Source organism: Pseudomonas sp. BF-R-26, assembly GCF_019947395.1.
In the GTDB taxonomy this organism is placed as follows: domain Bacteria; phylum Pseudomonadota; class Gammaproteobacteria; order Pseudomonadales; family Pseudomonadaceae; genus Aquipseudomonas; species Aquipseudomonas farris.
In genome coordinates this window covers 142,741-161,335 of sequence record NZ_JAGYGK010000007.1, presented here as the reverse complement: position 1 = coordinate 161,335, position 18,595 = coordinate 142,741, and the positions used below count along the sequence as shown (strand labels likewise).

At 58.9% G+C, this 18,595-nt stretch carries 18 protein-coding genes, 2 tRNA genes and 1 pseudogene; 9 read left to right on the top strand and 12 right to left on the bottom strand.

Features of this window, described 5'->3' with window-relative positions; genetic code table 11:
* The first annotated feature begins 73 nt into the window (after positions 1–73).
* A complete protein-coding gene (locus KGB18_RS12200) occupies positions 74–595 on the top strand; it encodes an SgcJ/EcaC family oxidoreductase (RefSeq protein ID WP_123721822.1) in 522 nt (173 codons plus the stop codon).
* Positions 596–781: 186 nt separating this feature from the next.
* Here KGB18_RS12200 and folD read toward each other — a convergent pair whose 3' ends face one another.
* Together folD and KGB18_RS12190 are read right to left on the bottom strand one after the other, a co-directional pair.
* Positions 782–1,708 carry a bifunctional methylenetetrahydrofolate dehydrogenase/methenyltetrahydrofolate cyclohydrolase FolD gene (gene folD, locus KGB18_RS12195; RefSeq protein WP_187326457.1) on the bottom strand — a complete coding sequence of 309 codons (927 nt, stop codon included), beginning with the start codon at positions 1,706–1,708 and terminating at the stop codon, positions 782–784.
* Positions 1,709–1,851: 143 nt separating this feature from the next.
* A complete protein-coding gene (locus KGB18_RS12190) occupies positions 1,852–2,823 on the bottom strand; it encodes a TerC family protein (RefSeq protein WP_317850973.1) in 972 nt (323 codons plus the stop codon).
* A gap of 645 nt (positions 2,824–3,468) precedes the next feature.
* Between KGB18_RS12190 and nirB the strand changes: the two genes are divergently transcribed.
* The 5 genes and pseudogenes from nirB (at position 3,469) to KGB18_RS30040 (ending at position 8,668) form a co-directional block, all read left to right on the top strand.
* Positions 3,469–6,030: a nitrite reductase large subunit NirB gene (gene nirB / locus KGB18_RS12185; protein WP_123721825.1), complete on the top strand. Its 2,562-nt coding sequence runs from the start codon at positions 3,469–3,471 to the stop codon at positions 6,028–6,030.
* Complete coding sequence (gene nirD, locus KGB18_RS12180) at positions 6,030–6,416, top strand: nitrite reductase small subunit NirD (RefSeq protein ID WP_123721826.1); 387 nt, start codon at positions 6,030–6,032, stop codon at positions 6,414–6,416. The genes nirB and nirD overlap by 1 nt, the downstream gene beginning before the upstream one ends.
* Positions 6,417–6,447: 31 nt before the next feature.
* A complete protein-coding gene (locus KGB18_RS12175) occupies positions 6,448–6,888 on the top strand; it encodes a CBS domain-containing protein (protein ID WP_008071340.1) in 441 nt (146 codons plus the stop codon).
* A 139-nt stretch (positions 6,889–7,027) separates the two neighbouring features.
* A pseudogene (locus tag KGB18_RS30045) lies at positions 7,028–7,810 on the top strand (MCP four helix bundle domain-containing protein); the annotation flags it as partial.
* Entirely contained in the window at positions 7,805–8,668 is an 864-nt protein-coding gene (locus KGB18_RS30040; RefSeq protein WP_409999785.1) for a methyl-accepting chemotaxis protein, read from the top strand. The pseudogene KGB18_RS30045 and the gene KGB18_RS30040, both read left to right, overlap by 6 nt.
* A 98-nt stretch (positions 8,669–8,766) precedes the next feature.
* On the opposite strand, the gene KGB18_RS12165 is transcribed toward KGB18_RS30040, so the two are convergent.
* Both KGB18_RS12165 and KGB18_RS12160 read right to left on the bottom strand, forming a co-directional pair.
* Entirely contained in the window at positions 8,767–9,540 is a 774-nt protein-coding gene (locus KGB18_RS12165; protein WP_123721828.1) for an L-iditol 2-dehydrogenase, read from the bottom strand.
* Between the two features lie 189 nt (positions 9,541–9,729).
* Complete coding sequence (locus KGB18_RS12160; protein ID WP_201062141.1) at positions 9,730–11,040, bottom strand: ABC transporter substrate-binding protein; 1,311 nt, start codon at positions 11,038–11,040, stop codon at positions 9,730–9,732.
* Between the two features lie 324 nt (positions 11,041–11,364).
* Here KGB18_RS12160 and KGB18_RS12155 point away from each other — a divergent pair, with 324 nt between their 5' ends.
* From KGB18_RS12155 to KGB18_RS12145, 3 genes are all read left to right on the top strand, one after another.
* Complete coding sequence (locus KGB18_RS12155) at positions 11,365–12,270, top strand: helix-turn-helix domain-containing protein (RefSeq protein WP_223569977.1); 906 nt, start codon at positions 11,365–11,367, stop codon at positions 12,268–12,270.
* Between the two features lie 294 nt (positions 12,271–12,564).
* Positions 12,565–12,638: transfer RNA gene (locus KGB18_RS12150), tRNA-Cys, on the top strand.
* Between the two features lie 195 nt (positions 12,639–12,833).
* Positions 12,834–12,920 (top strand) — tRNA-Leu (locus tag KGB18_RS12145).
* A gap of 128 nt (positions 12,921–13,048) precedes the next feature.
* Here the strand turns inward: KGB18_RS12145 and KGB18_RS12140 are convergent.
* The 8 genes from KGB18_RS12140 to modA form a co-directional block, all read right to left on the bottom strand.
* The gene (locus KGB18_RS12140; protein WP_223569976.1) at positions 13,049–13,474 is read right to left on the bottom strand and encodes a hypothetical protein; all 426 of its coding nucleotides are present in this window, start codon (positions 13,472–13,474) and stop codon (positions 13,049–13,051) included.
* 47 nt (positions 13,475–13,521) lie between these two features.
* Positions 13,522–13,806 (bottom strand): hypothetical protein, encoded by a 285-nt coding sequence (locus tag KGB18_RS12135; RefSeq protein ID WP_095053683.1) that lies wholly within the window; start codon positions 13,804–13,806, stop codon positions 13,522–13,524.
* 302 nt (positions 13,807–14,108) lie between these two features.
* The gene (locus KGB18_RS12130; protein WP_008012835.1) at positions 14,109–14,339 is read right to left on the bottom strand and encodes a hypothetical protein; all 231 of its coding nucleotides are present in this window, start codon (positions 14,337–14,339) and stop codon (positions 14,109–14,111) included.
* Positions 14,340–14,469: 130 nt separating this feature from the next.
* Entirely contained in the window at positions 14,470–14,727 is a 258-nt protein-coding gene (locus KGB18_RS12125) for a hypothetical protein (protein WP_123722619.1), read from the bottom strand.
* 68 nt (positions 14,728–14,795) lie between these two features.
* Positions 14,796–15,833, bottom strand: coding sequence for a DNA topoisomerase IB (locus tag KGB18_RS12120; protein ID WP_223569975.1), 1,038 nt, complete (start codon positions 15,831–15,833; stop codon positions 14,796–14,798).
* A 98-nt stretch (positions 15,834–15,931) separates the two neighbouring features.
* Positions 15,932–17,011, bottom strand: coding sequence for a molybdenum ABC transporter ATP-binding protein (modC, locus tag KGB18_RS12115; RefSeq protein WP_223569974.1), 1,080 nt, complete (start codon positions 17,009–17,011; stop codon positions 15,932–15,934).
* A gap of 3 nt (positions 17,012–17,014) precedes the next feature.
* Positions 17,015–17,695: a molybdate ABC transporter permease subunit gene (gene modB, locus KGB18_RS12110; protein ID WP_223569973.1), complete on the bottom strand. Its 681-nt coding sequence runs from the start codon at positions 17,693–17,695 to the stop codon at positions 17,015–17,017.
* Positions 17,696–18,454, bottom strand: coding sequence for a molybdate ABC transporter substrate-binding protein (modA, locus tag KGB18_RS12105; protein WP_223569972.1), 759 nt, complete (start codon positions 18,452–18,454; stop codon positions 17,696–17,698).
* Positions 18,455–18,595 lie beyond the last annotated feature (141 nt).

Below are 18,595 nucleotides of genomic sequence, written 5' to 3'. Positions count from 1 at the left end.
ACTCCGGTTGGCCGATGGCGGGCGGCGTTTCGAGCGGCACAGTATGGCCATCGACCACCATTGGAATAGCGCAATGAAATTCAAGACCTCAACCATCGCTGCCCTGTTGTTCGCCCTGGCCGCCCCGTTGGCCCAGGCGTTGGAGGCAGTGCCTTACGTTTACAGCAGCGTGGCCGAACAGCCCGGTAACGTGAAGGATCGTGAAATCGCCGCACTGTTTGATCAATGGAATAGCGCGTTGAAGAGCGGCAATGTTCAGAGCGTGGTCGACCTGTACGCGCCGAACGCGGTGCTGCAGCCAACGGTTTCCAATAAGGTGCGCACCACCCCGGCGCAGATCAAGGACTACTTCGATCACTTCATGGCGCTCAAGCCGGTGGGGCAGATCAACTACCGTGAGATCCGTCCATTGGGCGCCAATGTGGCGATGGACAGCGGCGTCTACACCTTTTTCCTGACCGAGGCCGATGGCAAGACCCGGCAGGTGCAGGCCCGTTACACGTTCGTCTATGAACAAGTGGGCGGTCAGTGGAAGATTCTCAACCACCACTCTTCGGCGATGCCGCAAGCGCAAGTGCTGCACGCCGGGAAGTAACGGCGTCTTCGACGGCCAATCGCAAAAAAATGTGCAAGACACAGCCCAATGTCAGTCAAGCACAATCCCTGTGGGAGCGGGCTTGCCCGCGATTGCGGTGCATCAGTCAACATTGATATCGACTGACTCGCCCTCATCGCGGGCGAGCCCGCTCCCACAGGGTCCGTGTCTTAATTGATTGTGTGCTCAGTTCAACGCCAGGTCGTCCACAGGCTGCTGCCCGCGGGCCAGCGCGGCGCGTTGCAAGTGGCTGGCGATCAGGGTGTTTTTCAGCAGGTAGGCAATGGTCATCGGCCCGACGCCGCCGGGCACCGGGGTGATCGCACGGGCGACGGTCCGGGCGCTGGCGTAATCGACATCGCCCACCAGACGGTTGCCGGACTCGCTGGCGATGCGGTTGATGCCGACATCGATCACCACCGCGCCGGGCTTGAGCCAACTGGCGTCGATCAATTCTGGCCGGCCCACCGCCGCGACCACGATATCTGCCAACCGGCACAACGCCGGGGCATCAACGCTACGCGAGTGCACCACGCTAACCGAGCAATTGGCCTGCAACAGCAAGGTCGCCATCGGTTTACCGACAATGTTCGAACGGCCGATAACCACCGCGTGCAAACCGCTCAAGTCAGCACCGCAGGTTTCGCGCAGCAGGCGCATGCAGCCGCTGGGCGTGCACGGGGTCAGAACCTCGAAGCCTTGCACCAGCCCGCCGACGTTTTCCCGATGAAAACCATCCACGTCCTTGATCGGGTCGATGGCATGAATCACTGCTTGTTCATCGATAGCATCCGGCAAGGGCAGTTGCACCAGGATGCCATTCACCGTGGGATCGGCATTGAGTTGCGCAATCAATTCCAGCACCTGGGCCTGGCTGGCGGTTTCCGGCAGACGGTATTCAAGGGAACGGATGCCGACTTCCTTGGCACGCAGCAGTTTGTTGCGCACATAAACGTGGCTGGCCGGGTCGTCGCCGACCAACAGGACCGCCAGGGCGGGATAGATCTGCTGGCCGGCCAAGGCCAAAACCTCTTCCCGGACCTCGTCGAGAACCTGGGCAGAAATGGCTTTGCCGTCGATATCGCGGGCAAATGCAGGGGTGCTGCTGATCAAAAGAGTCACCGTTGTCTTGATTGAAAGGGGTGAAGTGATCACCGCGTCTTCGCGCGCCGATGATCCATCAGAGACATGCAGGCAAGGGGGCTCAGATTATCAGGTGAGGGCAGGCGAATACGACAAAAGATCGCATTCGGCCGCTACAGGGATCGCATTTGATCCTCCTTGCGGGTCAAGATCAGACTCAACAGCACCGAAGTCAGAATGATCCCGCCAACAACGGCCAGCGACCATTCAACCGGCATGTGAAGCCACGGCATCAGCGTCATCTTGGCGCCAATGAACACCAGCACGATCGCCAAACCGTATTTGACCAGGTGGAAGCGGTCAGCCATGTCGGCCAGCAGGAAGTACAGGGCACGCAGGCCCATGATCGCGAAGATGTTCGACGTGAACACAATGAACGGATCGGTGGTGATGGCGAAGATCGCCGGGATGCTGTCGACCGCAAACATCAGGTCGCTGGCCTCGATCAGCACCAGCACCAGAAACATCGGCGTCACCCAGTGCCGACCGTCTTGCACCACAAAAAAACGTTCGCCATGAAACTCATTGGTGACGCGCAGATGGCTGCGTATCCAGCGTAATAAAGGGTTTTTATCGAGGTCTGGCTGCTGATGGGCGAATGTCAGCATTTTGATCCCGGTGATGATCAGGAACACACCGAACACATACAGCAGCCACGCGAACTGCGACACCAGCCACACGCCGGCGAGAATCATCGCCCCCCGCATCACGATTGCCCCAAGCACACCGTACAGCAACACTCGGCGCTGCAACTCTGGCGGTACGGCGAAGTAGCCGAAAATCATCACGAAGACGAACATGTTGTCGATCGACAGCGACAGCTCGATGAAATAACCCGTGAGGAATTCCAGCATTTTGCGCTGGGCGATTTCGGGCCCGAACTCGCCATTCAAGTACCACCGGAGCAATCCGGCGAAGACCAGCGCCAGCGCGCACCAGGCAATTACCCAGCACGTCGCCTCGCGCACCGATACCCGATGCGCCTTGCGCCCGCCGAAGACAAACAGATCCAAAGCCAGCATGGCGACGACGAAGAAGATGAAGGCGACCCACATCCAGGGTTCACCAATGTTCAGGGGTTGCATGTCGTTCTCCCTGTCTGGAGGTGTTCTGGAGCCGACGGAGTCATGCTAACGGGGAGATTGCAGCGAAGAAAAATCGAATATTCCTTACCAATAATTCGTTAATTACGAAGTGTCGCTGATGATTCTCAGCGCGATGCAGCTCTGTTGGCGGAAAAGTTGCGAGGCTGCTGGGGGCAAACTCGCCGCGAGCGCTGACCGCCGCATGCACTTTTAAAGAGCCATGCCTGACAACTTGCACCAGTGCGAAGCGGTTTCCTGAGCTACTCCTTCCTTTTGTTCCAACGTCTGCCCACCCGCTCGCGGGGGCCTGCAAAGTTGACTCGCGCCTGATGAGACCCGCCTGGGGCGCGGTGTTTATCACCTTCTCCCATCGTTCAGAGGTCGGTTTTCCCGAACTGAGGAAGTCATACACCGCAGTCTGGCACAAAGGCTGCATTCTCCCTTCAGCAACATCTGAAAAAGATGGGCAGCCCACTCGATCAACGGAGATCGACCGGCCGAGCAGGTCGTGGGCAACATCGGTGGATCAGGCGAAGGCGCCAGGTCGAACACCGCGAAGAACAGGCAAAGACGCCTGAAACCGAGAGGTTTCAGGCGTTTTTTTTTGCTTTTTTAACCGTGATTGGCTTTGGCTGGGTGCTTACTATGAATTCCAATGTTGCCGCGTTGAACAAACTGCAAACACTGATCGTGATCGGCAATGGCATGGTCGGACATCATTGTGTCGAGCAGCTCATCGAGCGCGGCGCCCTCGACCATTACCGCCTGCATGTCTTCAGCGAAGAGCCGATGCGCGCCTACGACCGGGTGCATCTGTCCGAGTATTTCGGCGGTCGCGATGCCGAGTCGCTGGCCCTGGGCGAAGCCTCTCTGTATCAGACGCCGGGCGTCACCCTGCATTTGGGCGTGCCCGTGCTGGAAATCGACCGGGCGCGACGTCAGGTGATCACCGCACAAGGTTGTGTCTCGTACGACAAACTGGTTCTGGCCACCGGCTCTTATCCTTTCGTGCCACCTATTGAAGGTGCAGAAGGCGACTCGCGCCTGGTCTATCGCACCCTTGAAGACCTCGACGCGATTCGTGCCGCGGCGGCCAATGCCCGGCGTGGCGTGGTGGTCGGCGGTGGTCTGCTCGGTCTGGAAGCGGCCAATGCCCTGAAAAGCCTGGGCCTGGAAGCGCATGTGGTGGAATTTGCCCCACGCCTGATGCCGGTGCAGCTGGACGAGCAGGGTGGCTTGGCGTTGAAAGCGCAAATCGAGCGGCTCGGCGTGGGTGTGCATCTGTCCCGTGGCACGCAGTCGATCAGTGCCGGCGAGCAGTACCGCTACCGGATGAATTTTGCCAATGACGAATTTCTCGAAGCCGACCTGATCGTGTTCTCCGCCGGCATCCGCGCGCAAGACGCGCTGGCCCGCCAATGTGCGCTGGACATCGGTCCGCGTGGTGGCGTGGTGATTGACGATCAGTGCCTGACCAGCGATCCGAATATCTATGCGATTGGTGAGTGCGCTGCTTGGAATGGCAGCCTCTTCGGTCTGGTCGCCCCCGGTTATCAGATGGCCCGTGGCGTCGCGACGCTGCTGTGTAATCAAGTGGCGGAGCCGTTCCAGGGCGCCGACATGTCGACCAAGCTCAAACTGCTCGGCGTCGATGTCGGCTCCATCGGTGATGCTCACGCCCAGACGCCGGGTGCGCGCAGCTATCAGTTCATCGATGAAGCCACGGCCAGCTACCGTCGCCTGGTGGTGGATGCTGACAGCAAACGCGTGCTCGGCGCGGTGCTGGTCGGCGACAACAGCTATTACGACACCTTGCTGCAATACATGCAGAACGGCATTGCCTTGCCGTCGGAACCTGCCAGCCTGATTCTGCCATCGTCCACCGGTGCGCCAACCTTGGGCCCGGGCGCGCTGCCTGAGGCGGCGACGGTGTGTTCTTGCCATAACGTCACCAAGGGCTCGATCTGCTCGGCCATCGACGGTGGCTGCACCGACCTGGGCCTGCTCAAGTCGCAGACCAAGGCCTGCACCGGTTGCGGTGGTTGTGCCGGGCTGCTAAAGCAAGTGTTCGAGCATGAATTGATTGCCCGTGGCGTCAGTGTCGACAAGAGCCTGTGCGAACACTTCGCCTACACCCGTCAGGAGCTTTACGCGCTGGTGCGGGTAGAAGGGGTGATCACCTTCGAAGAACTGCTGGCCAAACACGGCCGTGGCCACACCGGTTGCGACGTGTGCAAACCGGCGGTGGGCTCGATCCTCGCCTCGTGCTGGAACCAGCCGATCATGGACGCCTCGCTGGTGCCGTTGCAGGACACCAACGACACGTTCATGGCCAACATGCAGAAAAACGGTACCTATTCGGTAGTGCCGCGCATCGCCGGGGGCGAGATCACCGCCGACAAACTGATCGCGATCGGCGTGGTGGCGAAGAAATACGACCTCTACACCAAAATCACCGGCGGCCAGCGGATCGACCTGTTCGGCGCGCAGTTGCATCAGTTGCCGGACATCTGGTCCGAGCTGATTGAGGCCGGTTTCGAAACCGGGCATGCCTATGGCAAATCGACCCGTACGGTGAAGTCTTGCGTGGGCAGCACCTGGTGCCGTTACGGCGTGCAGGACAGCGTGAAAATGGCCCTGACCCTCGAGGATCGCTACAAAGGCCTGCGCTCGCCGCACAAGCTCAAGTTCGCGGTCTCCGGTTGCACCCGTGAATGTGCCGAGGCGCAAAGCAAAGACGTGGGCGTGATCGCCACCGAGAACGGCTGGAACCTCTATGTGGCCGGTAATGGCGGCATGCGCCCACGCCACGCCGAGCTGTTCGCCACCGACCTGGACGATGAAACCCTGATCCGTTACATCGACCGGTTCTTGATGTTCTACATCCGCACCGCCGACAAATTGCAGCGCACCTCGGTCTGGCGCGAAAGCCTGGAGGGTGGCCTGGATTACCTCAAGGACGTGATCATCAACGACAGTCTAGGGCTCGGCGCAGAACTCGAATCGCAGATGCAACTGGTGGTCAACCGCTACGAATGCGAATGGGCCAACGCCCTCAAAGACCCGGAAAAACTCAAGCGATTCCGCACCTTCGTCAACGATAAACGCCCGGACCCGGACATCCATTTTGTTCAGGAACGCGGTCAACGCCGGCCGATCATGGCCGCCGAACTCAACCTTATCCCTGTCACCGAGGAGAATGCCTGATGAGTCAGTCCAATACCCAGCGTGTCAACGCCCTTGTCACGGCGGCCAATGCTCAAGCCTGGCAGGCGGTGTGCAGCCAGCAGGATCTGGTCAGCAACTCCGGCGTCGTCGTCTGGCTCGACGGCGCGCAGGTGGCGCTGTTCTACCTGCCGCAGGCCGAAGGTCGCACTCTCTACGCCATCGACAACCATGATCCGCAATCCGGCGCGAACGTCATCGGCCGCGGACTGATCGGCAGCCTCAAAGGTGATCTGGTGGTGGCGTCGCCGATCTACAAGCAGCATTTCCGTCTTGAAGACGGCAGTTGCCTGGAGTACCCGGAGCAGCGCCTGCGCGTATGGCCGGTGCGCCTGAACGCCGGCGTCGTGGAAGTCGCGGCGGCTTGATTGCTGCCCTGAACCGTATCGGAGAACGTTGATGAAGACAGCCGCACAGTTGCTGAAACTGAAAGTCGTGCAAAACCAGCAGGTGCACAGCATTGCGCCGGACCAGATGGTCCTCGACGCCCTGAAAATGATGGCCGAGAAGAACGTCGGCGCGTTGCCTGTCATCGAAGACGGGCAGGTGGTCGGCGTCATCAGCGAGCGCGACTATGCGCGTAAGGTGGTTCTACAGGGCCGTTCTTCGGTCGGTACGCCAGTGCGCGAGATCATGAGTGCGCCGGTGGTGACCGCCGACAGTCAGCAGAGTATCGAGCGCTGCATGGCGGTCATGACCGACAGTCATTTGCGCCATCTGCCCGTGCTGGAGAGCGGTGAGCTGATCGGGCTGTTGTCGATCGGTGATCTGGTCAAGGAAGCCATCGTTGAGCAGGCCGATTTGATTCGGCAACTGGAGCACTACATTCGCGGGCACTGAGGACGCTGCGTCGGCCAATCACAAGATCAAACGCGATAAGGGCATACCGCAGGTCGTAAAAACCGACTCAAATGGAAATAAGCCTAAGTAACCGCTTGGAACAGTCGATAACCCCAAGAGCAAAGCAAGTCAGCCGACCATGCAGATGCCGCCAGGGGAATCATCAATGTCCATAAAGTTGCGTTTGTTTTTGTTGATCGGCACCAGTTTGCTCACCGCCCTGATCGTGAGTCTGGTCAGCTATCTGGGAAATACCCGGATGGCTGAAGCGGTGAGTGACAACGAGGTCAGCATGACCGCGCTGCGCAACCACCTCGAAGCCGACATGATGCACGATGCGCTGCGCGCGGATGTGCTCTCGGCAATGCTGGTCGGGCTGGGTAAAAGCGACAGCAGCAAAACCGAGGCGCGCAGCTCCATCAATGAACATGCGGCGCGTTTTCGTGAGGTGCTCGGTGACAACCTCAAGTTGCCGGTCAACGCCACCCTCAAGGCCGCACTGGACAAGCTCAAGCCTAGCCTTGATACGTACATCAGTGCCGCCGAACGCATTGTCGCGCTGGCGCTGGAAAATCCGGATACCGCACAGCAGCAACTCGGCACGTTCAATACCGCGTTCAGCCAACTGGAAGACCAGATGGGCACTCTCAGCGAGCTGATCGAAACCAACACCCAACAGACCAGTGCGGGCACTCAGCAAGCTATCAGCAGTGCCAATTTCACTCTCGGCACGGTCCTCATCGCCAGTTTGTTACTGCTGCTTGCCCAAGGGCGCTGGGTCATCCTGAGCATCATGGGGCCGTTGCAGATTGCCAGTCGTATTGCCGAAAGCATCGCCCATGGCAACTTGAGCGAACCTATTATTGAGCCCACCCGCAAAGACGAAGCCAGCACCTTGATTCGCAGCCTGGCGACCATGCAACGCGACCTGCGCGGCATGATCGAGGTGGTTCGCAGCAACGCCCACGGCGTGAGCGGCATGAGCCAACAATTGAGCAGTGGCTGCCATCAGGTCGCGGGCAGCAGCCAGCAGCAAAGCGTCGCCGCCAGCACCATGGCCGCGGCCGCCAGTGAGATGACCGCGAGCATCGAAGAAATCACCCGGCATGCCGAGCGTGCACTGGACATGGCCAACCAGGCTGAGGAACTGGCCAAAGACGGCGGTCGGGTGATCCATCAGGTGGTCAGCGACATGGACGGTATTGCACGTTCGGCGCAGCAGTCGGCCCAGGTGATCCGCACCCTGGACAAGGAGTCCGAGGGGATTTTCAGCATCATTCAGGTGATCAAGGGCATCGCCGATCAAACCAACCTGTTGGCACTTAACGCCGCCATCGAGGCCGCTCGCGCGGGTGAACAGGGTCGTGGTTTTGCCGTGGTGGCCGATGAGGTGCGCAGCCTGGCGGGCCGCACCAGCGCCTCCACCCAGGAAATCGCCGCCATGGTCGCGCGCATCCAGCAAAGCACCCGTGAGGCGGTCACCAGCATGGAGGCGGGCGTTGCACAGGTCGACAAAGGCATGGCGGTAACCGCCGACGTCGAGCGCGCCATTCGCGAAATCCTCCAGGCCACGCTCAGCACCACTGAACTGGTCAATGACATCAGCCGCACGATCGGTGAACAGAGCCTGGCCAGTAACGAAATCGCTCATCAGGTGGAAATGATTGCCGGCATGTCCGAAGGCAACAGCAAGGTCATCAACCAGACCGCCTCGACCACCGATGAGCTGTCCACTTTGGCGGGCCAGCTTTCGCAGTCGGTGGATCGGTTTCGTCTTTGAGGCATGGGCTGGCCCTGGATTGAGCGTAAGAAGGCCATGTCTACGGTGCAGTAGACATGGCCTTTTCGGTACAGACTTTAAGTCGGGTTCAATGCCCGTCAGCTCATCCAGTTGCCGCCATCGACGTTATAAGTCTGCGCCACGATGTACTCGCTCTCGGCCGATGCCAAAAAGATCGCCATACCGACAAGATCGTCTGCCGTGCCCATGCGTCCGTACGGGACTTCCTGACCCGCCAGCTTTTTCTTTTCCCCGAGCGGCCGGTTTTCATATTTGGCGAACAGCGCATCGACGCCATCCCAATGCTCACCGTCCACCACACCCGGTGCGATGGCATTCACATTGATCTTGTGGGGAATGAGATTGAGACCGGCCGATTGCGTGAGGCTGATCACCGCGGCTTTGGTCGCGCAATACACCGCGACAAGCGCTTCACCGCGCCGACCGGCCTGACTGGCCATGTTGATGATCTTGCCGCCGTGGCCCTGGCTGATCATCTGCTTGGCCGCGGCCTGCAGCGTAAACAGGGTGCCGGACACATTGATCGAGAACAGCCGTTCGTAGCTGTCGCGAGAAATCTCCGTAATCGGCGCGAGATCAAACAGTGCCGCGTTGTTGATCAGGATATCGAGCTTGCCTGCGGTGGCGATGACCGCGGCGATGGCGCCGTCGATTGATTGCTGATCGGTCACGTCCATCTCGACCGCATAGGCATTCGGCCCCAGTTCGGCAGCGGTGGCTTGCGCGCGTTCCAGGTTGATGTCTGCGATTGCGACCGTAGCGCCTTCGCGGATATAGGCCTGCGCGAACGTTCTCCCGATGCCTCTGGCAGAACCGGTGATAAGGGCGCTTTTTCCTTCCAGACGTTTCATTTTTTCCATCCATTCATTAGAGCTATAGAGACGCCCCCGTTGAGGGCACTAAAGGCGGTCGTCAGTCTGCGAAGAACCCTGTGGGAGCGGGCTTGCCCGCGAAGGCGGCGTGTCAGACGACATCAATGTTGAATGTGCCGGCCTCTTCGCGGGCAAGCCCGCTCCCACAGGGATTGCACCAAGCCGTTGCTACTTGGGATAACCAGCGCGTTTCATCTCGCGTTCGGTGGTTTGCTGGGCCGATGCCAGGGCCTGCTCCACCGGCATCTGCCCGGTGAGCGCCGCGGACAGCAGCTTGCCGACCGACGTGCCGATGGCCTGAAACTCAGGAATGGTCACGTACTGGATACCGACGTAGGGCACCGGTTGGACTGAGGGGTGCGCAGGGTCGGCGTGCTGCATCATTTTCAGCGTGACATTTGCGAAGGGCGCGGCCTGCAAGTAGGCGTCGCTGTAGGTGGACATCCGTGTGCCCGGCGGTACGTTGGTGATGCCATCCTTCTCGGCGACCAGTTGGATGTATTCCTTGGAGGTCGCCCAAGTCACAAAGGCTTTGGCCGCTTCCTTGTGCTTGGACGTCGCAGGAATAGCCAGCGACCAGGCATAGAGCCAGGACGAGCCCTTGTCGGTGACTTGCGTGGGCGCCGCGACGAAGCCGACGTTGTCAGCCACTTTGCTTTGGGTTTTGTCGGTGATGAAGGAGCCGGCGACGCTGGCATCGACCCAGATCGCGCATTTGCCGCTGTTGAACAGGGCCAGCGTCTCGTTGAAACCATTGCTCGAAACACCCGGCGGGCCGTACTGCTTGAGGGTGTTGACGTAGAAGTTGGCCGCAGCGGTCCATTCCGGCCCGGTGAGTTGCGGCTGCCACTGCTCGTTGAACCAGCGCGCGCCAAAAGCGTTGGACATGGTGGTCAGCAGGGCCATGTTTTCACCCCAACCGGCCTTGCCACGCAGGCACATTCCATACTGCTCTTTATCCGGCTGATGCAGCTTGCCGGCGAACTCGCCGAGCTGCGTCCAGGTCGGGTGCTCGGGCATGGTCAGGCCGGCGTTCTTGAACAGATCGGTACGGTAATAGGTGATGGTGCTTTCGCCATAGAACGGCAGGGCATAGAGCGTGTCGTTGACTGACAGTCCCTGACGAACCGAGGGGAAAATATCCTCGAGGTCATAGCTGGCGGGCAGATCTTTCATCGGTTCCAGCCAATGCTTGGCGCCCCACAGCGGTGTTTCGTAAGTGCCGATGGTGAGCACGTCGAATTGACCACCCTGAGTGGCAATGTCAGTGGTCAGGCGCTGACGCAACACGTTCTCTTCGAGTACCACCCAGTTGAGCTTCACGTCCGGGTGCTGCTGTTCGAATGTTTTGGACAGCCGCTGCATGCGGATCATGTCGCTGTTGTTCACGGTGGCGATGGTCACCGTTTCGGCAGCCTGGCAGAGCAGGGCAGAGGACAGGCCGGCGGACAGAAAAAACGCGCTTGGAATGATCTTCATCGTGTTCTCCGCTCTGCGCCTTGGGCGGCAGAGGCTCTTATTGTTGTTGTAGTCCACTGTGCGAGTCATCGCCGCAACGGGATGACTACAGGATTACAGCAACCCAAGCGGTGAACAAATGAACGGCATACGCGCCACTGATACTTTTTTAACCGCGCAGGACCATGGAAAAAAAGTATCAGTGGCCGCCATACAGCGCGCTAGGCTTACTGTCCGTTTAGGGTGAGTCTGATAACAGCGCCGTAGCGTTTCGAATCAGCTTCGATTCGTCCCGGGCTTCGCGGTAGCCTTGATAAAACCAACAAAAATGGAATCGCCAGGGTGATGAACCATCACGTAACTGCAGACAAGCCGCCAGCGCTTGAAGTCATTCTAAACGAGCCCCAGCACAGCTTTCGTTGGTATGAGCATGACTATCCCTTCGACCTTGCTCGCTGGAACCATCATCCGGAATTCGAGATCCACCTGATTCGCGAAGGCAGTGGCCGGCTATTGGCAGGTGACTACATCGGCCTGTTCGAGGCCGGGCATGTCGCCCTGATCGGCCCTGGCCTGCCTCACGACTGGATCAGCGATCTGGGCAAAGGGAAGGTGATTGCCGGCCGCGACGTCGTGTTGCAATTCGATGGTCAGATGCTGATGCAACTGCGCGACAAGGTCCCTGAGCTCAGTGAATTGCAAAGCCTGTTTCGCCAGGCGGCCCAGGGCATCCAGTTTCATGGCGTGACCCGCAAGAAAGCGGCCCGACTGCTGGAAGACATGGGCCAGTGCGAAGGATTGCAGCGGCTCTGCCTGTTCCTGTCGTTGCTGCAGTTGCTGGCATCGGCCCCCGAAAGTGAAAGGCAGACGCTCGCCAGCCTGCAATATGCGCCGATGCTCGACGCATTGACGGCCCAGCGCATGAGCATTGTCTTCGACTACATTCTCAACGATCTCGCGGATGAGCTGCGGATGTCCGTCATTGCCCAGCGCCTGGACATGAACGAACCGGCCTTCTCCAAATTCTTCAAGCGCGCCACTGGGCATACCTTCGTCGATCTGACGCGCAAACTGCGAGTCCAGCGTGCCTGCCGTTTGCTGGCGCAAAGCAGTTTCAGCGTTGCGGATATCTGCTTTGAGGTGGGGTATGCCAACCTGTCGAACTTCAATCGACACTTCCGCCATGAAATGCAGGAGACGCCCAGCCAGTATCGACAGCGGTTGCAACGGGTGGTGGCGGTCAGTCATTAAAAGGCGGCGATCTTTCTGGGGTACAAAAACCGACACTCATCTTGCGATAGGTAGCGTTTTTTGTGGCGCTGAAGTGTTAGGCTCGAAAGCGACCGGGTATTGGCGATCGCGCATCTCGAATTTTTTTCCTCCAGTTCTTGACATGCCTTTCGAACCAGTCCAGAATTGCGTCCATTCCTGCTTAGGGAAGACGAAAACCCCTTAGATTTCAAAGGGTTGGAAGCTAGATTAGAATCTTGTTTCCAGATACGAGTTTACACGTTTGATGTTGTGCTACTGACATCAGATGTTTGAGGCCGAATAGCAAAATGGTTATGCAGTGGATTGCAAATCCACCTACGCCGGTTCGATTCCGACTTCGGCCTCCACTTTAAACGAGCTCCGTAGATCCATGATCTACGGAGCTTTTTTATTTTCGCAGTCCTGCAAGATTTAGTCTTGAAAAGGATCTTTGCGAACTTGCTTCACCGGGGCGGGATGTATATATTTCCCCCTCTGTTGCACAAGCGTCAGAACTGCCAGATCGTTATTGGTCAGTCTTCAGACCGCTTTACCGCGCTACCGCCCGAATGGCGAAACTGGTAGACGCATGGGACTTAAAATCCCCCGCTCGTAAGGGCGTGCCGGTTCGATTCCGGCTTCGGGCACCATATTTATCAAAGGCCTGCATGAGGTTTCTCATGCAGGCCTTTGTCGTTTCTGCCTCCTCGATGCCAGTCGGTTAAGCATTTCAGCCGCGACGCACGCGTTGCATCTGCTACAGATCCACATCAAACACCTACTTCTCCGTCCATTTCCCCCCGCCGGTTTCGCAATCGATCTTGGCCTGCGGCAGGTTCTCGATGCTGTAGTAATACGTGATGACCTGGGCATTGTCGGGGATGTTCAGCGGTTTGCTGTTCTTGTCCTTGCTGATGGACTGAGGGTTGGCCAGCGCCTCTGCAGTCAATGTGCCCAGGCAGGTAGCCCGATAGTGATCGCCGCACTGTGCGACTTTTTTCTTGGTGCTGGTCAGCATTTCCTTGCTCTCGTTGCTGCAGGACCAATCAATAGAGTCCACGGGCATGCCATCGTACTCATAGCAGGAGTGTGTTTCGATCACGGGAACTGAAGGGCTTTGGGATCGGGTTTTGACGTCGCATCCTTGCGCCATCACCCACGTGGGGCACAGGCAGACGATCAGAAGCAGAAGAAGTCTGTTCATCGGTATTTCCTCTCCTATAGCGCCCCATGTTGGGATCAAGGAGTCAGCTACACGAATGGCTGGCCAGTAAAACCACGCGGCAGTCTTTGCAGTCCGGGCATTTCAATCAGCCGCTGGGTCCAGGCTGCGCGCCAGTCATTGGCGGTGTGGGTGGCTTTGGCCTTGCGTGCGGCCCGACGTGCAGCGTTGCGTTCGGCTTTGCGTGCTTCTTTGAACGCATCGGTGTTGCGGCAGCTTCTGCATTTCACGCGGGTCAGTATGCTGCTTGAAGTCAGGTTGCTGCCTTTGTGTCCGCAGGCCAGGTGCCCGCCGATTTTGAAGTGAGTGACCATGGGGTATCTCCTTCTTGATATGTAATCGTTCGACAGGCGGGCGAAGGCGTTCGTTCGTTATATCGCAGGCAAAAAAAGGCCCGCATGCGGGCGGGCCAGGGGATTTCTTGAAAGGAGTGGATGCACTGTAGAGGGGGAATTGTGAAGGCGGTGTGAAATGGGAAAGAGCACAAACAAAAAAAGCCCGGCAAACTTGGCCGGGTTGGTGTGTAGCGCAGGCAGGGATAATCCTGGTGACGATGATGTCACCGATCAGGCGTCCTGACTCGGGCTCTGTCCCTGGTTTGAGTACCTTGGTCGACTCATCTGAAACGAGGCAGCGGCGGCTCGACAGGTTTGAGTGAAGACAGCGCGCTGCGAATCTGCGGCGTGTCTTTCTCGATGTCGTTCAGACGATCGCGAATCCTGAGGGCTGTCGGATGCCCCCCTTGATTATCAACCCAATCGGCGATTTCCTTACACGCAGCGGCAAGGCGCGCCTGACGGGAGTCAAGCAGGGTGAGCAGGGTGGTGATGGACTCTTTCTCGGACATGACATACACCTCCGTTCAAAGAAATCGGGTAAAGGGCAACAAAAAGCCCGCGGGGAGCGAGCTTTCTGCCGATGGGTCGCTGATCCTTCAGCTCCTTTGAGTATAGACCCGGAAACAAAACCGGTCAGCTTCAGGCTTGCAGGGACTTCGGCGAGCTGACCGCGTTAAGCCGCCGACATTCGCGCGCGGCGTCCTCTTCAAGATCGAAGCCGTCACCGATGAAGCCGCGAGTGCGGGTATCGGCGATGCGATACCAGACGGCAGCGTCGGGTGGCGGGTGATCGGGTTCTCCAGCCCGGCGACCATGAATAATGATCTTGTTGCAGCGTTTCACAACGAAAATGTCTTCCATGGCGTCACCGAAGCTATTCGTATTCAGATCAAGCATAGAAGCCCTCTGCAATCACGCAAAAAAAGGGCAGGTCAGTTCGTCGGTTTAGTTCGCCTTGAAATGGCTCACGGTGTTTCAGCCGTCTCGATAAGTTTATCCAGAAGCACAGCCAGCGCGACTTCTTCTGCCCTCAACCTTTTGCGTCCTCTCGATCGCGGCAGTTCAGATAACGCGCCCTGCATGAAACCATCGACGACCGCCGGATGGATGTAGCACTTGCGGCAAACCGCCGGCGTGTTGCCCAGTTGCCGGGCGACGTTTTTGACCATTTCCACCACATGCCGCTTCGCGTCGGCTTCCGATTCCCATTGCAGCTCGCGCAACACCGCCAACGCCAACGCACTGCCGGCCCAGGTGCGGTAGTCCTTGGCGGTGAAATCGGCGCCGGTCAGCGTCTGCAAGTAGGCGTTGACGTCAGAGGAACTGATGGTGTGCCGTTCGCCGTTTTCGTCCAGATACTGAAAGAGGTTTTGCCCGGGAATCTCCAGGCAACGTTTGATAATCCGCGCCAGGCGCCGGTCTTTTACAGTGATCTGGTGTTCGATGCCGCTTTTGCCGCGAAACTGGAACAGGATCGCACTGCCGTTGACCTCGACGTGACGGCTACGCAGGGTCGTCAGGCCATAGGAGCGATTGTCCCGGGCGTATTGAGTGTTGCCGACCCGGATCAGCGTCGCATCGAGCAAGGTAATCACCGTGGCCATGACCTTGTCGCGGCTGAAGCCGGGCGCGGCGAGCAGCGCTTCCAGATGTTTGCGCAGTTTCGGCAGGGCCTGGCCGAAGTCCCGCAAGCGCGAATATTTGTCGGCATCGCGCACTTCCCGCCAGCGCGGGTGATAACGGTATTGCTTGCGGCCGCGAGCGTCGCGGCCAGTGGCTTGCAGATGGCCGCGCGGGTCGGGGCAAATCCACACGTCGGTGTAGGCGGGCGGCACCGCGAGTGCGTTGATGCGTTTGATTTCATCCAGATCGGTAATGCGCTGACCCGCCGGGTCGAAGTAGCAAAACTTGCCGCGCAGGCGCTTGCGGGTGATGCCGGGCTGGCTGTCATCGACGTAATGCAGGTCGGACGGCAGAACATCGGGCAACGCGGTATCTGGCATGGCGGGCAATCCTGTGCGACGAATCATGGGGCGTTAAGCCATTGACCGCGCGCTGTTGCCGGGGTGCCTAGAGAATGCCTGGAGAGTGCCGACAGATTTTATGCCAGCACCGCCACCGCTTTGATTTGCGCCCAGAGTTGCTGTCCGGGGTGCACGCCTAACTGATCCCGGGAATAGCGGGTGATCCGCGCCAACAGCGGTGTGCCGGCCGCGTTCAGGCGGATCAGTACGTGAGCGGCATTATCGGCGCCGATTTCACTGATCACCGTGACCGGCAGGCGATTGAGGATGCTGCTTTGCTCGACGCCTTGCAGGCTCAGGCTGACATCTCGCGCCTGGACCTTGCAGCGTAGTGCCTGGCCTTCAGCCATCGGCGAATGGGTGACCCGAATGCTCAGCTCCGTGTTGGGCAGTTGCAAGGTCAACAACTGATAGTCAGCGTCATAGGCGCTGACGTGTCCTTCGATCACCACGCCGGCGTCGTCGCCCAGCGCCAGCGGCAGATCGAGCCGGGCCAGGGTTTCGCCGATGGGGCCGCTGGCCAGCGCCTTGCCATCGCTGAGCAGGACGAGATGGTCGGCGAGCCGCGCGACTTCGTCCTGAGAATGGCTGACGTACAGCACGGGGATGTCCAGCTCATCGTGCAGCCGTTGCAGATACGGCAGGATTTCGTTCTTACGCTGGGTATCGAGCGCCGCCAGCGGTTCGTCCATCAGCAATAATTTCGGGCTGGTGAGCAGGGCGCGAGCGATGCCGATCCGCTGGCGCTCGCCGCCAGAAAGGTTCTGCGGATCACGACCCAGCAAATGACCAATCCCCAGCAACTCAGTGGCATGCGCCATGTCGACCCGGCGCTGTTGGCGCGGGATGCGCCTGAGGCCGAACTCCAGATTGGCCCGCACCGATAAATGCGGGAACAGGCTGGCTTCCTGGAAGACATAACCCAAAGCGCGTTTATGCGGCGGGACGAAAATCCCCTTGTCGCTGTCTTGCCAGACTTCTTCGTTGACCTGAATAAAACCCTGCGCGGCCTGTTCCAGACCGGCGATGCAGCGCAGGCAGGTGGTTTTGCCCGAGCCGGAATGGCCGTAAAGCGCCGTCACTCCGCGGCCGGGCAGTTGCAGGTCCACATCCAGGGAGAATCCCGAGTAATTCAGTTTCAAGCGCGTATGAATCATCGATCAGCTCCAGACCGCTTTGGTTTTACGGCTGGAGTAGAGCGCCAGCAATACCGCAAAGGAGAACACCAACATCGCCCCGGCCAGCCAATGCGCCTGGGCGTATTCCATGGCTTCGACGTGATCGTATATCTGCACCGAGACCACGCGGGTCTTGTCGGGAATGTTGCCGCCGATCATCAGTACAACGCCGAACTCGCCGACGGTATGGGCGAAACCGAGAATGGCCGCAGTGATAAAACCGGGGCGGGCCAGCGGCACAATCACGCTGAAGAATGTGTCCCAGGGATTGGCGCGCAAGGTTGCAGCCACTTCCAGTGGGCGAGTGCCGATGGCGGAAAAAGCATTCTGCAGTGGTTGGACCACGAACGGCATCGAGTACAGCACCGAGCCGATCACCAGTCCCGCAAAACTGAAGGTCAAGGTGCCAAGGCCCAGCGATTGGGTGAACTGACCGATCCAGCCGTTCGGGCCGAGCGCCAGCAACAAATAAAAGCCGATCACTGTGGGCGGCAGCACCAGGGGCAGGGCGACGATCGCCCCGATCGGGCCGCGCAGCCAGGAACGGGTGCGCGACAGCCATAACGCAATCGGAGTGCCGATGACCAACAGGATCACGGTTGTCAGGGACGCCAGTTTGAGCGTCAGCCAGATGGCGGAATAATCGGCACTCGATAGCGTCATTTAGAGTTGGTAACCGTAGGATTTGATGACAGCGGCGGCTTTCGGACCTTTGAGGTAGTCAACCAACGCCTTGGCGGCCGGGTTGTCCTTGCCCTTATTGAGGATCACCGCGTCTTGTTTGATCGGGTCATGCAGATCGGCCGGGACGATCCAGGCCGAGCCGCTGGTGACTTTGCCGTCTTTGTAGATTTGCGACAAGGCCACAAAACCGAGTTCGGCATTACCAGTGGAAACGAACTGGTAAGCCTGGGTGATGTTCTGACCTTCAACGATCTTGTCTTTGACCTTGTCGGTCAGGCCTTGCTTGGTCAGCACTTGAGTGGCTGCCAGGCCATACGGGGCGGTTTTCGGGTTGGCGATGGACAGATGCTGATACTGATTGTCGCTCAGCACCTTGCCCTTGGCATCGACGTAACCGTCCTTGGCCGACCACAGCGCCAGGGTGCCGACGGCGTAGGTGAAGCGCGAGCCTTTGACCGTATCACCTTCGGCCTCGAGTTTTTGCGGGGTGGTGTCGTCTGCCGAGAGGAACACTTCGAACGGCGCGCCGTTCTTGATCTGGGTATAGAACTGGCCGGTTGCGCCAAAGGAGGTGACCAGTTTGTGCCCGGTGTCTTTCTCGAAATCGGCCGCGATGGCCTGCATTGGCGCGGTGAAGTTGGCAGCAACAGCGACCTGGACTTCATCCGCCTGGGCGGACCCGAAAGCGAACACGGTGAACAGGCACGCGGGGGCAATACGTGAGGCACGAATGATCATGAAACGGCTCCGGGGTAGGCGAGATGAGACGCTATATAGCGGAATATATAGCGAATTGCCTGTAAACGGAACTTGCAGAGTGCAAGGTTGGCACCGGACTGTGGCGAGGGGGCTTGCCCCCGTTCGGCTGCGAAGCAGTCG

Coding starts and splice junctions, on each gene's coding strand:
- KGB18_RS30040 (WP_409999785.1), top strand. CDS start 7,805: ATGCAACGCGACCTGCGCGGCATGATCGAGGTGGTTCGCAGCAACGCC.
- KGB18_RS12160 (WP_201062141.1), bottom strand. CDS start 11,040: ATGAAGATCATTCCAAGCGCGTTTTTTCTGTCCGCCGGCCTGTCCTCT.
- KGB18_RS12130 (WP_008012835.1), bottom strand. CDS start 14,339: ATGTCCGAGAAAGAGTCCATCACCACCCTGCTCACCCTGCTTGACTCC.
- KGB18_RS12190 (WP_317850973.1), bottom strand. CDS start 2,823: ATGCAACCCCTGAACATTGGTGAACCCTGGATGTGGGTCGCCTTCATC.
- KGB18_RS12135 (WP_095053683.1), bottom strand. CDS start 13,806: ATGGTCACTCACTTCAAAATCGGCGGGCACCTGGCCTGCGGACACAAA.
- modB (WP_223569973.1), bottom strand. CDS start 17,695: ATGACGCTATCGAGTGCCGATTATTCCGCCATCTGGCTGACGCTCAAA.
- modA (WP_223569972.1), bottom strand. CDS start 18,454: ATGATCATTCGTGCCTCACGTATTGCCCCCGCGTGCCTGTTCACCGTG.
- KGB18_RS12125 (WP_123722619.1), bottom strand. CDS start 14,727: ATGCTTGATCTGAATACGAATAGCTTCGGTGACGCCATGGAAGACATT.
- KGB18_RS12140 (WP_223569976.1), bottom strand. CDS start 13,474: ATGAACAGACTTCTTCTGCTTCTGATCGTCTGCCTGTGCCCCACGTGG.
- nirB (WP_123721825.1), top strand. CDS start 3,469: ATGAATTCCAATGTTGCCGCGTTGAACAAACTGCAAACACTGATCGTG.
- KGB18_RS12200 (WP_123721822.1), top strand. CDS start 74: ATGAAATTCAAGACCTCAACCATCGCTGCCCTGTTGTTCGCCCTGGCC.
- nirD (WP_123721826.1), top strand. CDS start 6,030: ATGAGTCAGTCCAATACCCAGCGTGTCAACGCCCTTGTCACGGCGGCC.
- KGB18_RS12155 (WP_223569977.1), top strand. CDS start 11,365: ATGAACCATCACGTAACTGCAGACAAGCCGCCAGCGCTTGAAGTCATT.
- KGB18_RS12165 (WP_123721828.1), bottom strand. CDS start 9,540: ATGAAACGTCTGGAAGGAAAAAGCGCCCTTATCACCGGTTCTGCCAGA.
- KGB18_RS12175 (WP_008071340.1), top strand. CDS start 6,448: ATGAAGACAGCCGCACAGTTGCTGAAACTGAAAGTCGTGCAAAACCAG.
- modC (WP_223569974.1), bottom strand. CDS start 17,011: ATGATTCATACGCGCTTGAAACTGAATTACTCGGGATTCTCCCTGGAT.
- KGB18_RS12120 (WP_223569975.1), bottom strand. CDS start 15,833: ATGCCAGATACCGCGTTGCCCGATGTTCTGCCGTCCGACCTGCATTAC.